We start from the raw sequence: 16,015 nt of genomic DNA on the forward strand, positions 1-16,015 counted from the left end.
CAAAATAATCTGGGTACTGCCTACTCTGACCGCATCAGGGGAGAGCGGGGGGAGAATCTCGAACTGGCGATCGCCTGCTACCAAGCTGCTTTACAAGTCCGTACCCCCGAAGCCTTTCCCCAAGATTGGGCAGGGACGCAAAATAATCTGGGGAATGCCTACCGTAAACGCATCAGGGGAGAGCGGGGGGAGAATCTCGAAGAGGCGATCGCCTGCTACCAAGCCGCTTTACAAGTCCGTACCCGCGATGCCTTTCCCCAAGAACATACCACAACCCTCAATAACTTAGGCTTTACCTACCAAGCCCAATCCCAACACTACACCAGCGATTCTGAAAAGAAACAAACCGCCCTACAAAATGCCTATACTGCCTTTGAGCAAGCCCTTGATGCCGTTGAATATCTACGGGGGGAAATTACCTCTGGAGATGAAGTCAGACGAAAACTCAATGAAGAATGGAACGGACTCTATCGCGGTATGGTGGAAGTGTGTCTAGAAATGAAAAATTACACCGCCGCCATTGAATACACCGATCGCAGCAAAGCCCGTAACTTAGTTGAACTCATCGCCACCCGCGACGCATACTCCCAAGGCGAAATTCCCCCAAAAGTACGACAACGTTTGCAAGATTTGCGCCAAGCCATTGACCGAGAAAAACGCCGCCTCGAGCAAGAGAAAGAAAAACACCGCAACTATACCCACATCAACCAATTACGGGAAGAATTTCAAGAGAAATATCCCTACAAACCCTTAAGTTTTGATAACATCCAAAGCCTACTGGATGAAGAAACCGCAATCCTCGAATGGTACATCATAGGGGATAAATTTCTCACTTTCACTCTTACCCGCCAAACCCTTAACCTTTGGACATCTTCCGAAGAAGACCTAGACAACCTCATCGACTGGGGAAATGCTTATCTCAGTGCTTATGGCACTAACAAAACCCAATGGCAAAATAGTCTCTCTCAACGCATTGAAACCCTTTCAGAAATTCTCCATCTCAATGACCTCCTCAGCAACCTTTTTGAAAACTTTCCCACCTGTAAAAAACTGATCCTCATTCCTCATCGTTACTTGCACTTATTTCCTATCCATGCGTTACCCGTCACCGTACAAACCGTAGGGGCGGATTGCATCCGCCCAATCCTCCCCGATCGCTCAAACCTAGAGGGTGCAAGCATTGCACCCCTACAGGAATGGTTTGCCAAGGGCGTGAGTTATGCCCCTAACTGCCAACTCTTACAACAGGCACAAAACCGTCCCCGTCCCGACTTTAACCGCCTTTTCGCCATTCAAAACCCTACCCGCGACCTCGATTTCACCGATCTCGAAGTAGAAAACATTCAAACCTATTTTAATTCTCCTCACATCCTCAAACACGAGGAAGCCGATAAAACTGCCCTTAACTTCACTGATGCCCATTGCACCCACTTCTCCTGTCACGGTTACTTTAACTTTAACGATCCCTTAAAATCTGCTCTCCTCCTTGCCAATAGCGAATCTAAACCCCCTCAAGATGACTCTACCCGTTATATTCCCCTCCAAAATGGCAACCTCCTCGACTTAGAAAAATGTCTCACCTTAGAAGATATCTTGCGCCTCGATCTGAAAAAATGCCGTCTCGTCACCCTTTCTGCTTGCGAAACGGGAATCACTGATTTTACCTCCACCAGCGACGAATATATCGGGCTGACCAGTGGTTTTCTCCTTGCGGGTTCTCCCAACGTGGTAAGCTCCCTCTGGGCTGTTAATGACATCTCTACCGCCCTGCTGATGATTCGCTTCTATCAAAACCTCAACAACGGCGAAACCGTCCCCCTCGCCCTCCAACACGCTCAAAAATGGCTGCGAGATACGACAGTATGCTCTTTCCTCGATTGGTCAAAAACACTCCTTCAAACCAGCCAACAAAAAATCAAAGAACATTTTGAAGTTTATAATGAAGGAGAACAACCTTTTACTTCTCCTTACCATTGGGCAGCTTTCTGTGCCATTGGACTGTAAAATCTTTAACCTTTAACTCGCCATGAAACTCGAGCAATTGCTTTTCATTTTTCCCATCTATCTACAGGAACAAACGCAAGATATTCCTCCTGATGCACTACAAGCCTTAGACCAGATTTTGGCAAATTTAGACGAACAACCAGAAGAGGAAACACGCAAAAGAATTATTCAATGGATGAAAACCCATACTCAAGCCAGAGATATCCTCATTCGATTTGCCGATAAGAATCGAGAATTGAGTAACGTTCCTCGTCCTCCTGAAAATGCAGAAGCCACTACTCGACAGAATCTTTTAGAACTGCAAAAAATCCGTAAACAGCAGCAAGAACCCCCAAAATAACCGCACGATCGCGCCTCCAAATCATGATATCAAATCCGGTTAATGAGTTAACACAACCAGCGAGCAAGATGCTCGCACTACCGACAACCTTAGATTTATTGTAGTGGGAGCGTCTCGCTCCCTAGGTTTTTTGTTATCTCGCTCCCTAGGTTTTTTGTTATCTCGCTCCCTAGATTTTTTGTTACAGTTAATTTTCCGACTTTGATATGAACAGTTCTACTCAAATTTATGCGCCTAATGTCCACTTATTTGCTTTCGATCTCTGCGATCGCGAAGATTCTCGTCATCTCTGGAATTATTATCACCAAACCATTCAAACCCAATTCGATCTCTCACCTCCTCTGCAAATTAGAGAAGCAGAAACAGGACGGAGAGTAGATTTATGGCAAGATGCAACGATAGAAAATATTTTCTTACCGCTTACTGGAAAACTTAGCGATCGCACGCCCATTACAGGCCGTATCTGTCCTCTTCTCATTTACGATAGTTATGCTTTGGTCTTAAACCTCCGCATCCCCGAAAAAGACGATGGAGGAAAAACAACAGACCCCGTTAATTTAGAAATTTTTCAACAGTTTAACCCCGATCTCTGCCTTTGTCCCGAAGGAGTTAAAAGTGAATTAGGGCAGACAATTCTATTGACTGCTTGGTTGCTTCCTGAACAAAAAGATAAGAAAGAAGAGTGGGAGGCGATCGCGCAAAAGATTCTCAGCAAATTTCTCAATGGTGAAAATTGTCCCGATTTATACCAATCCGGACAACTGTTTGGTAGCCCTATTTTCGAGTTTGGTTCTTCTCAATATGCCAATGAAAATAATAAAATCGAACATTATCTTGTTTGGCTCTTTTTAGATGGCTCTCCCGATGAAAATTTGAGTCATTTTTATCCAGAATTTATCGATCTATTCTTTTATCGTAATAAAATAACAACAACCTTTCAATATAGTCGTTCAATTTCCCAAGAACTAAAACAAAATTACTCGAAAATCCGAGAGACTTTTTCAAAAATTTCAAAACAATTTCCCGATCCCCATCAAACAGAAAATTTGTCAACGCAAGAACTAGAAAAATTCAAGCAAGATTTGAGAACGCTACCAAAGCTCGATCTCGAATATACCGAATCGTTGAATCACCTAAAGGGTTTAGATTTAACTATAGAAATTAACCATTATGATTATACAGAAAAACTCGCAAGAATACAAGAAAAAATGCCTCAAAGCGATCTAATATTTTTAGCAATTTTTAATCGAAAAATTTCCCCAATGTTACAGCATCGAATTAAAGACGATCGGGGATATTTCGATCGCGGTTCTCATTTCGTCGATAAAGCGATCGCCACCATTCGCGGTTTAGTGGAAATCGAACAAGCCAAAAGCGATCGCCAACGTCAACAAGCTGAAAAAGAACGCGATCGTAAAGAACAAGAACGATATCGCAAAGCTGAAGAACAGGCGAGACTCGCTCGAGAAAGTCAAGAAGATGCTGAAAAAGACCTACAAGATAACGTCCAAGCGATCGGGGTAGGAATCGCAGTAGGCGCAATTATTGCCTCGAGTTCCGGTTTAATGACTCAACCCATTACTTGGCCGTCGAACAAAGAACGCGGACAATATATTCATCCTTTTTTAATCGCTGTTTTGGGAAGTTTGGGAGTTGCAGCGATCGCCTGGAAATGTACAAAATGGATATTGCAGAAATGGCGATCGCACAACAAAACAGATTCATAATTCTCGTTGTCTCTCAAACAGTGCGAATAACTTGTAAGACACGATCCAAATCTTCCCATTCCCCCACGATACGACGCACTGGATGCGGCCAAGCGCGGACTAAAGTGGGGATAGCCGAAACATGATTAATCTCCGCTTGTTCGGGATGCTTAAAAATGTCGATCACTTTGAGAGTATAGGGAGAATGCAAGCGATTTTCTAACAGTTGATGGAGGATTTGTAATGTTTTTTCCGTCGCCATTGTATTGCCCGAGACAAATAAGCGCAGGACATAATTTACACTGGGGTCTACTAAGGCGATCGCCTCTTTTTCTGTCTCATTACTCTCATTATTCCTCTCTTGCAGGCGATCGTAAGCAACAACAAGGTCATGTTCTTGCCAAAGTTGAGGAAAGCGATCGCGGTAACTTTCAATAATCAGTGGTTCGCAGGTTTCTTCCTTCCAAGCAACCCTTTTCCAGTTGACCCCTTGAAGGCCAAAAACAGTATCGAGTAATGTCCGATAACGCATCACAGCAGGATAAGCCTCCGCGATCGTTTGCACTTGTTGACTTTCAGGATCGAACCAGCGATCGACAGTAGCTGTATAAGTCGGTACCAGGAAATGAGGAGGTTCCGACAATCCCAATAATTCCTGCAAACCAACGCAGAGATGAGTATGCCATTTACCTTGTTTGCTGGGATCGATCGCATAGATCAAATCCCCTCCAGGTGTAAATAAAGCGATGCCTTTAAACAGTTTTGACAAATTAGTTCTTCGTTGTTAGTTATTAGTGATGGATTAAAGAAAAAAGAATGAAGAAAGAACAATTTTATGATTTATCCTTCCTCATTCAGCATTTAGCCTTCCTCCTTAAATTCTACCGCGTAACATTTGTGCCATTTCATTCGGGGTAGGAGATTTTTCCAAGGCTGTTTCTTCAGTAATGCGACCTTCTTCATAAAGAAAATAAAGAGCCTTATTCATTGTCGTCATGCCATCATATTCACTCTGCATCATCAGTTCGTGCATATCTTCATACTGTCCCTTACTAATATATTCCTTCATTGTTTCTGTATTAATGAGAATATCGTGAAAGGCGGCTCGTTTACCGTCCGTTGTTCGACACAAACCTTGAGCAATAATTGCCACAAGAGATTCCGCCAAAGCAATTCGCATGGAATGCTGTTCTTCTGCCGAATAAAGATTGAGAATCCGTTCAATGGTTTTAACCGCACTGTTTGTATGGAGAGTTCCCATCACTAAGTGACCAGTTTGTGCCGCTTTCAGAGCAGTATTCACCGTGCCGCGATCGCGCATTTCCCCCACCAGAATCAAATCCGGATCTTCCCGCAACGCCGCTTTCAGGGCATTATCAAAAAGAAGGGTATGAGTTCCTACTTCCCGATGTTTAACCAAGGATTTACGGCTTTTGTGAATGAATTCAATCGGATCCTCAATAGTAATAATATGCTTGGCGTGTTCCTTATTGATATAGTCGATCATCGCCGCCATTGTCGTTGACTTTCCCGATCCCGTTGGACCCGTCACTAAAACCAAACCTTTGTGAGCATCAGAAATATCGCGTAGAACTTCCGGCGCTCGCAATTGTTCCATCGTCAATATTTTCAGAGGGATCAAGCGCATGACAATGGAAGGACCGGTGAGGGTATCAAAAACATTGATCCGCACCCGTGCAAATTCGTATTGTTTTGCCGTGTCGAGTTCTTTCGTGTCTTTAAACTGTTGAACTTCTTGCTCGCTGACAATTTCAGCCATCCAACTCCAAAAGGTGGGTTCGTCGGTGATGGGATAATCTTCAAGAATCATCATTTCACCGCGATCGCGCACCCGAGGTTTTTCTCCCACCCCCAAATGAATATCCGAATAGCCGTCGTCATTGGCTTTATTGATCACTTCCTCCATACTGGGTTGTCCTGGAGAGCGTTGCGGTCCTTTGGGTTGCGCCTGTTGGGTTGCCCGAGGGGGTGTCCCGCCAGAACGAGGAGGGGCGGAGGGGCGGACGGACATTTGCTGGGTCGCGTCGGTGGGGGCAGGGGGTCTAGTAGCGGGAGGCCGTCCTGGAGGGGCAGGGGGACGGCGAGGAGGGGCAGGGGGACGGGATTGGGTCATCGTTCAACAACTCCGAGTTGAGGTGGTAGAAGGATTATTCCCTATCATAATCTTTGATACTGCATTCCGGGCAATTGCGTGACTAATCCCTGTAATTCCAGTTCCAATAAAGCACCGGATACTTCTCCTGGGGGCAATCCGCAATCCTGTACGATCGCATCAAAGGGAGTGGGTTGGGGGGTAATACTATCCCAGATTTGTTTGAGTTTGGGGGGGAGATCCGGGGGGGATTTTTGCCCCTTGGCATCTAATTGAGGAATTGTCCCCAGCATTTCTAGGAGTTCTTTTTCTCCTAAAATGAGGTGCGCCCCCTGGTTGACTAAATGCAAGCAGCCCAAGGATTGGGGGCTGTCCAGGGAACCTGGTAAGACGTAAACATCGCGCCCGAATTCGTTGGCGTAACGGGAGGTAATTAAGGCACCCGATCGCCTTGCTGCTTCCATCACTAAAATGGCGCGACTGACTCCGGCGATGATGCGGTTGCGCGGGGGAAAGTTTTTGCCCTCGGGGGGAGTACCTGGGGGATAGTCGCTGAGAATTAACCCTTGTTCGCACAGTCGGTGATAGAGGTTGGTATTGCTGCGAGGGTAGATGACATCGATGCCGGTACCTAAAACAGCGATGGTTTTTCCTCCTGCGGCCAAACAGGTTTGATGCGCTTCCGTGTCGATCCCCGCAGCCATACCCGAGGCGATCGCAAATCCGTGTTGGGTTAAAGCGCGGCTAATATTTCGCGTCCATTTTTTCCCGTATGCAGTGGCGTTACGGGTTCCAACGATGCCGATCGCTGCCTGGCGGTTGGCGAGGAGATCCGGTTGTCCGCGATAATATAACACCGGGGGAGGACTAGGAATTTCTAGCAATAAAGAAGGATAGTTTATATCAGCAGGAGTCCAAAATGTAAATCCTTTTTTAAGATATTTTTCTAATAATGCCTCGGGCTGGATGCGCGATCGCTCCCTAGCGATCGCGCTACTGGATTTTTCCCCCAAGCCATCAATCTCCCAAAATGCTTGTCTGGGAGCATTCCAGGCTTCTTCCATACTGCTGAAATGTTCTCGAATGCGTTTGAGGGTAACAGGACCCACCCCCGCAATGTGCGACCAAGCCAGCCAATAAGCGCGTTCTTGCTCCAACTCTTTTGACTCCTTTCTGAGAAACTTTAGAAAAAATTTTGTTTTTCAATTGAGAATTAGTTTCATTAAGCGTACAATAGGAAATCGCGATACCGAATGACTATTGGAGAAAACGCTCATGATCCCTAAAACCCGCACTTTATTATCCCTTGCCACTGGACTCAGTTTACTAATCGCAGCCGGATGCAGCAGCAATCAGCCTGCTGATACAGAAGCATCTAACACAGAAAGCGAGCCTAGTCAAGCAGGAGAAATAAATCTTTACTCTTCTCGTCATTATGACACCGATGATTCCCTCTACGAGAGCTTCACTGAAAAAACAGGAATTGAAATTAATCTCATTGAAGGTAAAGAAAATGAACTCATTGAACGGATTAAAAGTGAGGGAGAAAATAGCCCCGCAGATGTTCTGATTACTGTTGATGTCGGTAACTTATGGCGAGCGCAAGAAGAGGGGATTTTACAATCGGTGTCTTCAGATGTTTTAGAAGAGAATATCCCGGAAAATTTACGAGAAGATGAGGGCTATTGGTTTGGGTTAACGAAACGAGCAAGACTGATTGTTTATAACAAAGATAAGGTCAAAGTAGAAGAATTATCGACTTATGAAAACTTGGCAGATCCGCAATGGGAAGGACGAATTTGTATTCGCAGTTCCAGTAATATTTACAATCAATCTCTTGTGGCCTCAAAAATTGAAGAATTAGGGGAAGAAAAAACAGAAGAATGGGCAAAAGGAGTGGTGAAAAACTTTGCCCGAGAACCAGAAGGAAATGATACGGCTCAGATAGAAGCTGTTGCTTCTGGAGAATGCGATGTTGCTCTGGTGAATAGCTACTATGTCGCTCGTTTAATGCGTTCTGATGATGCTAAAAAGCAAGAGATTGCGTCAAATATTGGCGTATTTTTCCCCAATCAAGAAGCCGGGGGGGTTCATGTTAATATTAGTGGTGCAGGCGTAACGGCTCATGCTCCTAATAAGGAAAATGCGATCGCCTTTATTGAATATCTGACTTCCCCAGAAGCCCAAGAAATCTTTGCCGATGGAAACAACGAATATCCTGTTGTTTCGGGTGTCTCTGAAAATGAAACAGTGAAAGCATTAGGCAATTTCAAAGAATCAGAACTTGATGTAGAAAGTTATGGTGAAAAGAACGCCGATGCTGTCAAAGTAATGGATCGTGCGGGTTGGAAATAACTTGCTTTATCGTTAGGGTGGGCAATAACCACCCTAATTATTTAACCCTTTACACTGTTATTTAATGTTATTGAACGATGAACGATCGCACAGAAAAAGCAACTCAACAACACTTGTTTTTACATCACTTCTCCCCAGAAGAAAAAACAAAAATATTCCAAGAATGTCAAATCAAACTCAGTTGGCACAAAAACAATATTATTCGCCGAACTGAAAACTTAGTACGACAGAGAGAAGAGTTAGTTTAATATAACTTACGCATTAACGGTAGCTGTGTAAGTCCTATTTAATAATAATAATCATCATCATCATCATCATCCCAGAAAACGTCAATGAGTCCTTTTGGTGTTTGAATGCGTTCTTCCCAATAATCTTGGTTGGGATGATCTGGGCTGACTTGCTTCCACATTCCTAACCAAGAAATCGCCCCATCGGGCTGTTTTTTAGCTAAAGCTAATTCAATATTAGTTTGACATAAGAAATTAAAGGCTTGATAGTTCATCGTCTTCCATTGCATCATCGGTTCAATTAATGCTTCAGCCTTATCAAATTCTTTGCGATCGAGATAAATTTTTGCTAAAGCAATTCGTGCAAAGGGATAATTGGGATCGCGATCGTAGACTTCTTGACAGAGTATTTCCATTTCTTCTTTTCGTTCCTGAATTTGATAGGAAACCGCTAAATTAAACTTAAAATCCCTTGCTTCCGGTTCGAGTTGTAGTGCTTTCTTAAAAATCTCTTCAGCTTTTTTAGGATTATCATCTTGTAATGCCTCCGTACCTCTAACTAATAATTTTGAGGCTGCTTCGGAATGTTCGTCAATCATATCATCATTGATTTCAATACCCACCAGAAGAATTTCTTGCCATTTTCCTTGAATCCACATTCTTGTTTTTCCAGAAGGCATTAAGCCCGCTTTGGAGGCAATATAACCCGCTTCATGGCGCATTCCATCGGGTCCAATATCGCTCAGAGCAACATCTCGCAGAACTGCTAATATTTCTGGAGTTTTGGCATATTTAGCGAGGAGAAAAGCAAAGGATCTAGACCTAGGGCTGCCCCGCATTATCATTTGTGGAATGAGATGATTTAATGCTGGATATTTGTCCAAACAATAGCGAACAGCATCTTCTAATTTATCTATCTCTCCTAAAGTTTCTTCGATCGCATCGATAACCCCAAGACGAATTTCATCGATTAACCAATGATCTATGCCAAATGACCAGGGGGAATGATGTACTCCCACGGGTTGTTTCATGTCTTCTAAATTTTCTTGAGCGATGCTCAGTTGCGGGTTTTTTTCTAGGGCTTTTTCCCAAAACGATCGCGCTTCTCGGTCATTTTTTGCCCGTAGATGAGCCGCAGCAAGATAATGATAAAAATAGCCTGGCAGTTCCTCTAAAAGATCGTCAGTTTCAGCCAGGGTATATAAATCAAATACGCTCTCATCATCTTCCAACCAAGAAAAGGCTTCAGCCGCTTTAATCCAATAGTCAGGGTCTTTTTTCCAGGCATCATTGGGGGTTTTTAACTGCTCGGCATATTCTTGAACTTCATCCTTGCGAACTTGCCAAGTACGATAAAAAATATAATTGGCGATCGCATGAAAACTATCGGGGTTAGTCTCAAGACAATGCTCTGTTACTTCGATCGCCGCTTCGGGTTGATTGTCGTACCAGTAGGCAAAACTGAGATTATTTAAAGCTGAGGCAAAATTAGGCTCTATTTCTAATAATTGTTGGGCGTATTTTTGAGTTTCTGCAAAATTGTTTGCAGCTAAAGCTGAGAGAGTTTTCTCGTGGAGTATAAGAATTTTCTCAGTGCGATCGTTGACTTCCAGATCGAGTTCTTTAACGATCTTGGCGATTATATCCTTGAGTTCTGCGAGGGCTCCCTCTGCTTCTTTTGTGTCTTCGCAGTTGGGAAACTTTTCAACAATCGCACGAAATGTTTCTAAAGCAAGGAAGGGGCGATCGTTCTCCACATAAGCAGCCCCTAATGCGAAGAAAGCATCTCGATCGCCAGGCGCACTTTTGACCCACTGTTCGAGGCTCAATTGGTATAAAGAAGACTGTTCCAATTCATAATAGGTATATGCCAAATATTTGAGAACTTCGGGGCGATCGGGATAGCGATCGTTGAGTTTAGTTAATTGCTCCAGTGCTTGATCAAATTTTTCAAGAGCCAGAAATTTTTGTGCTTTTGCGACACCGGCTTTAATATTCTGAGGATTAATCCCAAATCCTTTCTTGGGAGAATGAGCAATAATTTTTCTTTTTTGTTTCTTAGCCATGTTGTTTGTCTCCTGATGCCGCCATTTTCGCCATAAGATATCTAGCCTACAACTCTAGCATCTCTAAAAGAAAAATCATTTGACTTTTCTTAATATTATCCCCTAAAAAATAGATCGGTAGATTGCCATCAACTATCAGCGATTTCCCAGCCTAATTGTGTGGGTTGTTCGTAAATCTTTCTTAAAGTATTAACATCTCTGGGAGAAATTGGCGGTGGATTGCTGGTTTGTGCTTCGTAGAGAGCATCAGTTTCTAAAGGACTGTGACCCCAAATTCCCAAGGCGTGACCTAATTCATGGCGTGCCGTCCCTAAAGTGTGTGTCGCATTTTGGTCGGGACTTAAAAGAATAGAAAAACGATGGGCAAGAATGGGAGGGGTTTGCGATCGCAAGTAAAAAGCATACTTTGCTTCGGCATTACGGGCGCGAGGGATAATAAGTTGGCGGTTTTCCCTGTCGATCCGCGCCCGAGTCGGCGGACGCGATCGCAACCAAATAATATCAGCATTCTCTTGCTCTGTCACTTCTTGTAAGGGAAGATAAACACTCCATTGCGCGATCGCATCCCGAATGGCTTTACTCCATTTCTGATCGGTGCTGCGATCGCCAGGTTCGAGATAGATTTTAACTGGAAAATCCGACCAAACTAAATATCCTAATGGAGTCGGTTCGATGCGATCGAAGTAATCTCCCGTCGGATTTTGCCATTGTTCTAATGATAGAGGTAAAGGATGCGATCTCGCAGGGGGGAAAGAGACAGAATTAGGCAGAGAATAGCCCAAAGAGGGGGAATTTCCCAACAGGAAAAATAAAGCCAAGTGCAGCAAAATTCCCAAACTAAAAAAGCGTCCCCAATTCTTCATTATTTATGACCCATAAGCCGACTTACTGTACTACCATAACCGCACAAGAAGCATGGTGCAAGACATAATTACTGACACTTCCCAGCAGCATTTCCGACAGTCCCGATCGCCCGCGACGACCGATAACGATCGCATCAGCACCCCATGTTTTGGCTAGGGCGCAAATCGTTTGACCCGCATCTCCTTGTTTATAATCAAATTCTGTTGCAACGCCTAAATCTGTTAGTTTTTGACACCAAGATTGCAACCAAGATAAGATCGCCTCCCTTTCTTGTTGTGCCAATTTTTGCGATTGTTCGAGCATTTCCACGGAGTAACTCCCCCCATAAATACCCATACTTCCTGCCGCCAAAACGTTAGAGCTATTGGGATAGGGATCCCCCAAACAGTAGAACAGCATCAAATGACTATTAAATTGTTTGGCCAGAGAAACCGCTTTCTCTAAAACTTCCGGGGGGGTCGATTGGCGATCGATCGCGACTAAAATTTTTCCAAATCCTTTCTCGTCAATTTTAAAATCGGCGATCGCCTTATCCAATGTTTCTTGATTTAGTTCTTGAACAGTCATAATCTCCTCCAAATAATTTCAAATTGAGGGTATTTCGTCTTATCATCAATTCACAGACAATTGACACACCAAACGCTTTCAAAAATAAACGTGCCGAAGACGAAATGCCTATACTTTTAGATTGACATATTTCTCGATTGATGGGTTGTTTCTGACAAAAAAATTAACAGAATAACTTTTGTTTGTAGCTAATAACGAATGCGAGGATCGATATAAGCGTTAATAATGTCGATCGCAATGCTGGCAAACACGACAATCACGCCAAAAAAGACCATAATGCCTTGTACTGTGGGATAGTCGCGCAAAGTAATCGCCTCGTACAATCGGTTTCCTAACCCTGGCCAAGAGAAAGTCACTTCAGTTAAAAGAGCGCCCCCCAATAAAGCCGCAATAGTCAATCCAAGGACAGTAATCACAGGAATGAGAGCGTTTTTAAAAGCATGAGCAAATAAAATGCGCCTTTCAGGAATGCCTCGAGCGCGGGCGGCTTCGATATAATCAGCCTTTAAAGTGTGTTTGAGATTGACCCGCACGATGCGTTCAAAAATACCACTGAGAAGTAAACCCAAGGAACCACAAGGTAAAACAAGATAGTACAACGCGGTAAAAAGTTGCCCAAAGTTCCCCGTTAGAAGACTATCAAGGGTATAAAGTCCGGTAATTTGTGTCGGGGGAAGCACATCAATGGGATAGCGCGTCCCGAGGGGAAACCAACCCAACTGCACGGAAAAAATTAGTTGAAAGACCATCCCCATCCAAAAGAGAGGCAGAGAGTAGGTAATAATGCCAAATAAGCGCCCTCCGACATCCATGATAGTTCCTGGACTAGAAGCCGACAACATTCCTACTGTTACCCCCAAAACGACCGCGATCGCCATACCAAAGAAAGTTAATTCAACAGTCGCGGGAAAATGTTGTTGAATAACCTCCCAAACTGGTAAACCTTGACTGGAAAGAGATTCTCCCAAATCAAAGCGCAAGAGTTGACCCAAATACCTAAAATATTGCAACCAAAGGGGATCTGCAAGACCGAGGCGTTCTCTGAGGACTTCTTTAGCCGCTTCTGGAGCGCGGTTGCCTAAAATTGCATCGGCGGGATCTCCTGGAGTTGCTCGCAGGAGAAGAAACACAAGAGTTACAATGGTAAGTAACATCAAGGGTGCGAGCAATAAGCGAGTTAAAATATAAAACTGTAATGCTTTTGTGCGAGACATTGTTTAGCGTCAAAAATTAAAGAAAAACTGTCAATCCAAATTAATAGTAAGCTGGTAGTGTCTCGTCAAAGCAAATTTAATCAGAAATAGCGATATAATTTAGAGAAACTCGTTCTTGTTTGTGATATGGTTAACCTCTACCCAAGGCAGAGAACACTGCCAACAATGTACGATTTGCCGAGTGAAGAAGTAGGAGAACCCGGTTTGCCCGATCAATTCCATCCCCTACAAGCCGAACTGCTGCGGTTAACCTTTCAGCCCCGGACTTATCCATCAGAACGGGTTTTTTCGGCAATGGATCTCAATATCTATTACGACGAGAATAATACACGACGATACAAGCGTCCGGACTGGTTTGGGGTTGTTGGAGTATCTCAATTGTACGAAGAGCAAGATTTGCGATTGAGTTATGTAATTTGGCAAGAAGGGGTTAACCCTTTTATCGTGGTGGAATTATTATCTCCCAGTACCCAAGCACAAGATTTAGGTCAAGTTGCATCAGATCCCGATGGAAAACCGACAAAATGGGAGGTTTACGAAGAAATTTTGCAGATCCCATATTATGTTGTTTACGATCGCGAACAAAACTATTTTCGAGTCTTTCATTTAGAGAGTGGGCGCTACCAAGAGTTAGAATTAAACGATAATCGTTTGTGGTTAGCAGAACTGGGCTTGGGGTTGGGACTGTGGCAAGGAATAAATGAGAACGTCGATCGCCTATGGTTAAGGTTTTATGATGCGTCATTAAATTGGATTCTCACTCCGACAGAACAAGAAAGACAAAGAGCCGATTTTGAACAACAAAGAGCTAATCTCGAACAACAAAGAGCCAATTTTGAACAACAAAGAGCCGATTTTGAACAACAAAGAGCCGATCTTGAACAACAGGAAAAAGAACTCGCACAGCAAAGAATTGAACATCTCGAACGCTTGCTGCGAGAGAATAATATTAACCCCGATGCTAACTTATAATTCTAACTCTTTCTCTTCTATTTTTTTGCCCAAATTTTCTCTAATAAATCGTAAAAAGGTTGCCAATTATCTTCTTGAGTAATTGGCTCCCAGACTGACTCAATTACAGGTCTGAGTAATGCCGTTTTAGGGTTTTGAGATTGGAGATGGGTTTTAATATTCTCCATTTCTTCTGCTGGAAAATCATTTAATAATTGATAGTATAATTTACGCCATGTTTCCCAAGGTTCTAGAATAAAAGAAGCATTTTTGAAGACTTCACCAATATCTTTGCGCCAGTAATATGAAAATAGTTCTCCTAACTCGCTAAAAAAGCCATGATAGCCTATTTGTGTTGCTTCTAAAACTTTTACGGTTTGCCAAACTAGCTCTTGTGCTTGGGGGCGTGGTAATGTTTTAAATCCCAACTTACTTGCCATTAAACGATAGTATTCATCATAATAATAGTCCTCAAATTGTTCTAATCCTGCTGCTAAATCTGACTTTTCCATCACCATCGCTAAGGGTGCTTGTAATCTTTCCAAATTGAGCTTGCAAATTCCCGGTTGTTGTGCATAGCAATAGAGTCCACCATAATCGAAATAAGCAGCAGTAAAACGGGGATTGTAGGTCGGAATAAAGGCATAAGGACCGTAATCAAAACTTTCCCCGGTAATTGACATATTATCTGTATTTAAGACTCCATGACAAAATCCCGCCGCCATCCATTGTGCTGCTAAAATTGCGATACGCTGCACTAATTCCCGATAAAATTGACTATATTTTTCTTCAGTTGAGGGAATATGAGAATAGTAAATTTCTATAACGCGATCGAGGAGTTTGCAAATTAAATCTGGACGTTGCAAATAATGCAATCTTTCAAATGTACCAAAACGAATATGAGAAAGACTGAATCTAACCATTACTGACGATCGCGTTGGGGAAGGTTCATCTCCTCGCCATAGGGCTTCTCCTGTTTCAATTAAACTCAAACATCGGGATGTTTTAACGCCCAATTGGTGCAATGTTTCTGCGGCTAAAACTTCTCTGACTCCCCCTTTTAAGGTTAAGCGTCCATCAGCTGTTCTCGAATAAGGAGTTCTCCCGGAGCCTTTTGTGCCAAAATCGTATAACTGCCCATCTATGCCTCTGACTTGTCCGTAGAGAAAACCTCTTCCATCGCCGAGAAAGGGATTATATTCGCCAAATTGATAGCCGTGGTAACGTAGGGCGAGAAAGGGTCGTACTCCTTGAAATAAGCCAAATGCTTCGATAAAGTCATCATCGCTAACATTTTGAGGGTTTAAATTAATCAGAGGAAGAAGCCGATCGCCTCGAAAACGTAAAGTATATTCAGGAAAGGAAGCCGCAGAGACGCGATCGCTATAATCATCGCCTAAATCTTCCATCACGGTTTCATATTGGAGGTTGAGAAAAGAGTTCATACAAAAAAAGATGAGTTATGAATGATGTAGGGTTAGCGATCGCAGGAAGGTCAAGTTAGTTTATAGTCTTAGGACTTACGCAGCTAAGGAAATCTTAGGACTTACGCAGCTAAGGAAATCTTAGGACTTACGCAGCTAAGGAAATCTTAGGACTTACGCAGCT

14 protein-coding genes are annotated in these 16,015 nt (G+C 43.3%); 6 read left to right on the forward strand and 8 right to left on the reverse strand.

The window, feature by feature from the left end; translation table 11 throughout:
- From JUI58_RS14040 to JUI58_RS14050, 3 genes are all read left to right on the forward strand, one after another.
- Positions 1-2,004: CHAT domain-containing tetratricopeptide repeat protein (locus JUI58_RS14040; RefSeq protein ID WP_204104422.1), on the forward strand; the 2,004-nt coding region annotated here is incomplete at its 5' end.
- 22 nt (positions 2,005-2,026) lie between these two features.
- Positions 2,027-2,344 (forward strand): hypothetical protein, encoded by a 318-nt coding sequence (locus tag JUI58_RS14045; RefSeq protein WP_204104423.1) that lies wholly within the window; start codon positions 2,027-2,029, stop codon positions 2,342-2,344.
- 206 nt (positions 2,345-2,550) lie between these two features.
- On the forward strand, positions 2,551-4,071 hold the full coding sequence (locus tag JUI58_RS14050; RefSeq protein WP_204104424.1) for a hypothetical protein: 1,521 nt from the start codon (positions 2,551-2,553) through the stop codon (positions 4,069-4,071).
- Positions 4,072-4,084: 13 nt separating this feature from the next.
- Here the strand turns inward: JUI58_RS14050 and JUI58_RS14055 are convergent, their stop codons facing one another.
- From JUI58_RS14055 to dprA, 3 genes are all read right to left on the reverse strand, one after another.
- Complete coding sequence (locus tag JUI58_RS14055) at positions 4,085-4,819, reverse strand: circadian clock KaiB family protein (RefSeq protein WP_204104425.1); 735 nt, start codon at positions 4,817-4,819, stop codon at positions 4,085-4,087.
- Between the two features lie 105 nt (positions 4,820-4,924).
- Positions 4,925-6,184, reverse strand: coding sequence for a type IV pilus twitching motility protein PilT (locus tag JUI58_RS14060; RefSeq protein ID WP_204104426.1), 1,260 nt, complete (start codon positions 6,182-6,184; stop codon positions 4,925-4,927).
- A 44-nt stretch (positions 6,185-6,228) separates the two neighbouring features.
- Positions 6,229-7,320: a DNA-processing protein DprA gene (dprA, locus tag JUI58_RS14065; RefSeq protein ID WP_204104427.1), complete on the reverse strand. Its 1,092-nt coding sequence runs from the start codon at positions 7,318-7,320 to the stop codon at positions 6,229-6,231.
- Positions 7,321-7,438: 118 nt separating this feature from the next.
- Between dprA and JUI58_RS14070 the strand changes: the two genes are divergently transcribed.
- Positions 7,439-8,518 (forward strand): Fe(3+) ABC transporter substrate-binding protein, encoded by a 1,080-nt coding sequence (locus JUI58_RS14070; RefSeq protein WP_204104428.1) that lies wholly within the window; start codon positions 7,439-7,441, stop codon positions 8,516-8,518.
- Between the two features lie 77 nt (positions 8,519-8,595).
- Positions 8,596-8,766, forward strand: a complete 171-nt coding sequence (locus JUI58_RS14075; RefSeq protein ID WP_204104429.1) for a hypothetical protein — start codon at positions 8,596-8,598, stop codon at positions 8,764-8,766.
- Positions 8,767-8,804: 38 nt separating this feature from the next.
- Here JUI58_RS14075 and JUI58_RS14080 read toward each other — a convergent pair whose 3' ends face one another.
- The 4 genes from JUI58_RS14080 to JUI58_RS14095 form a co-directional block, all read right to left on the reverse strand.
- A complete protein-coding gene (locus tag JUI58_RS14080; RefSeq protein ID WP_204104430.1) occupies positions 8,805-10,811 on the reverse strand; it encodes a tetratricopeptide repeat protein in 2,007 nt (668 codons plus the stop codon).
- A gap of 128 nt (positions 10,812-10,939) precedes the next feature.
- Positions 10,940-11,674, reverse strand: coding sequence for a peptidase (locus JUI58_RS14085; protein WP_204104431.1), 735 nt, complete (start codon positions 11,672-11,674; stop codon positions 10,940-10,942).
- Positions 11,675-11,696: 22 nt separating this feature from the next.
- Positions 11,697-12,242, reverse strand: a complete 546-nt coding sequence (locus JUI58_RS14090) for a universal stress protein (protein ID WP_204104432.1) — start codon at positions 12,240-12,242, stop codon at positions 11,697-11,699.
- A gap of 188 nt (positions 12,243-12,430) precedes the next feature.
- On the reverse strand, positions 12,431-13,456 hold the full coding sequence (locus JUI58_RS14095; RefSeq protein ID WP_204104433.1) for an ABC transporter permease: 1,026 nt from the start codon (positions 13,454-13,456) through the stop codon (positions 12,431-12,433).
- Between the two features lie 165 nt (positions 13,457-13,621).
- Here JUI58_RS14095 and JUI58_RS14100 point away from each other — a divergent pair, with 165 nt between their 5' ends.
- The gene (locus tag JUI58_RS14100) at positions 13,622-14,428 is read left to right on the forward strand and encodes a Uma2 family endonuclease (protein WP_204104434.1); all 807 of its coding nucleotides are present in this window, start codon (positions 13,622-13,624) and stop codon (positions 14,426-14,428) included.
- 17 nt (positions 14,429-14,445) lie between these two features.
- On the opposite strand, the gene JUI58_RS14105 is transcribed toward JUI58_RS14100, so the two are convergent.
- Entirely contained in the window at positions 14,446-15,852 is a 1,407-nt protein-coding gene (locus JUI58_RS14105) for a YdiU family protein (protein WP_204104435.1), read from the reverse strand.
- Positions 15,853-16,015 lie beyond the last annotated feature (163 nt).

The sequence above is a fragment of the Spirulina sp. CCY15215 genome (genome assembly GCF_016888125.1).
GTDB lineage: Bacteria > Cyanobacteriota > Cyanobacteriia > Cyanobacteriales > Spirulinaceae > CCY15215.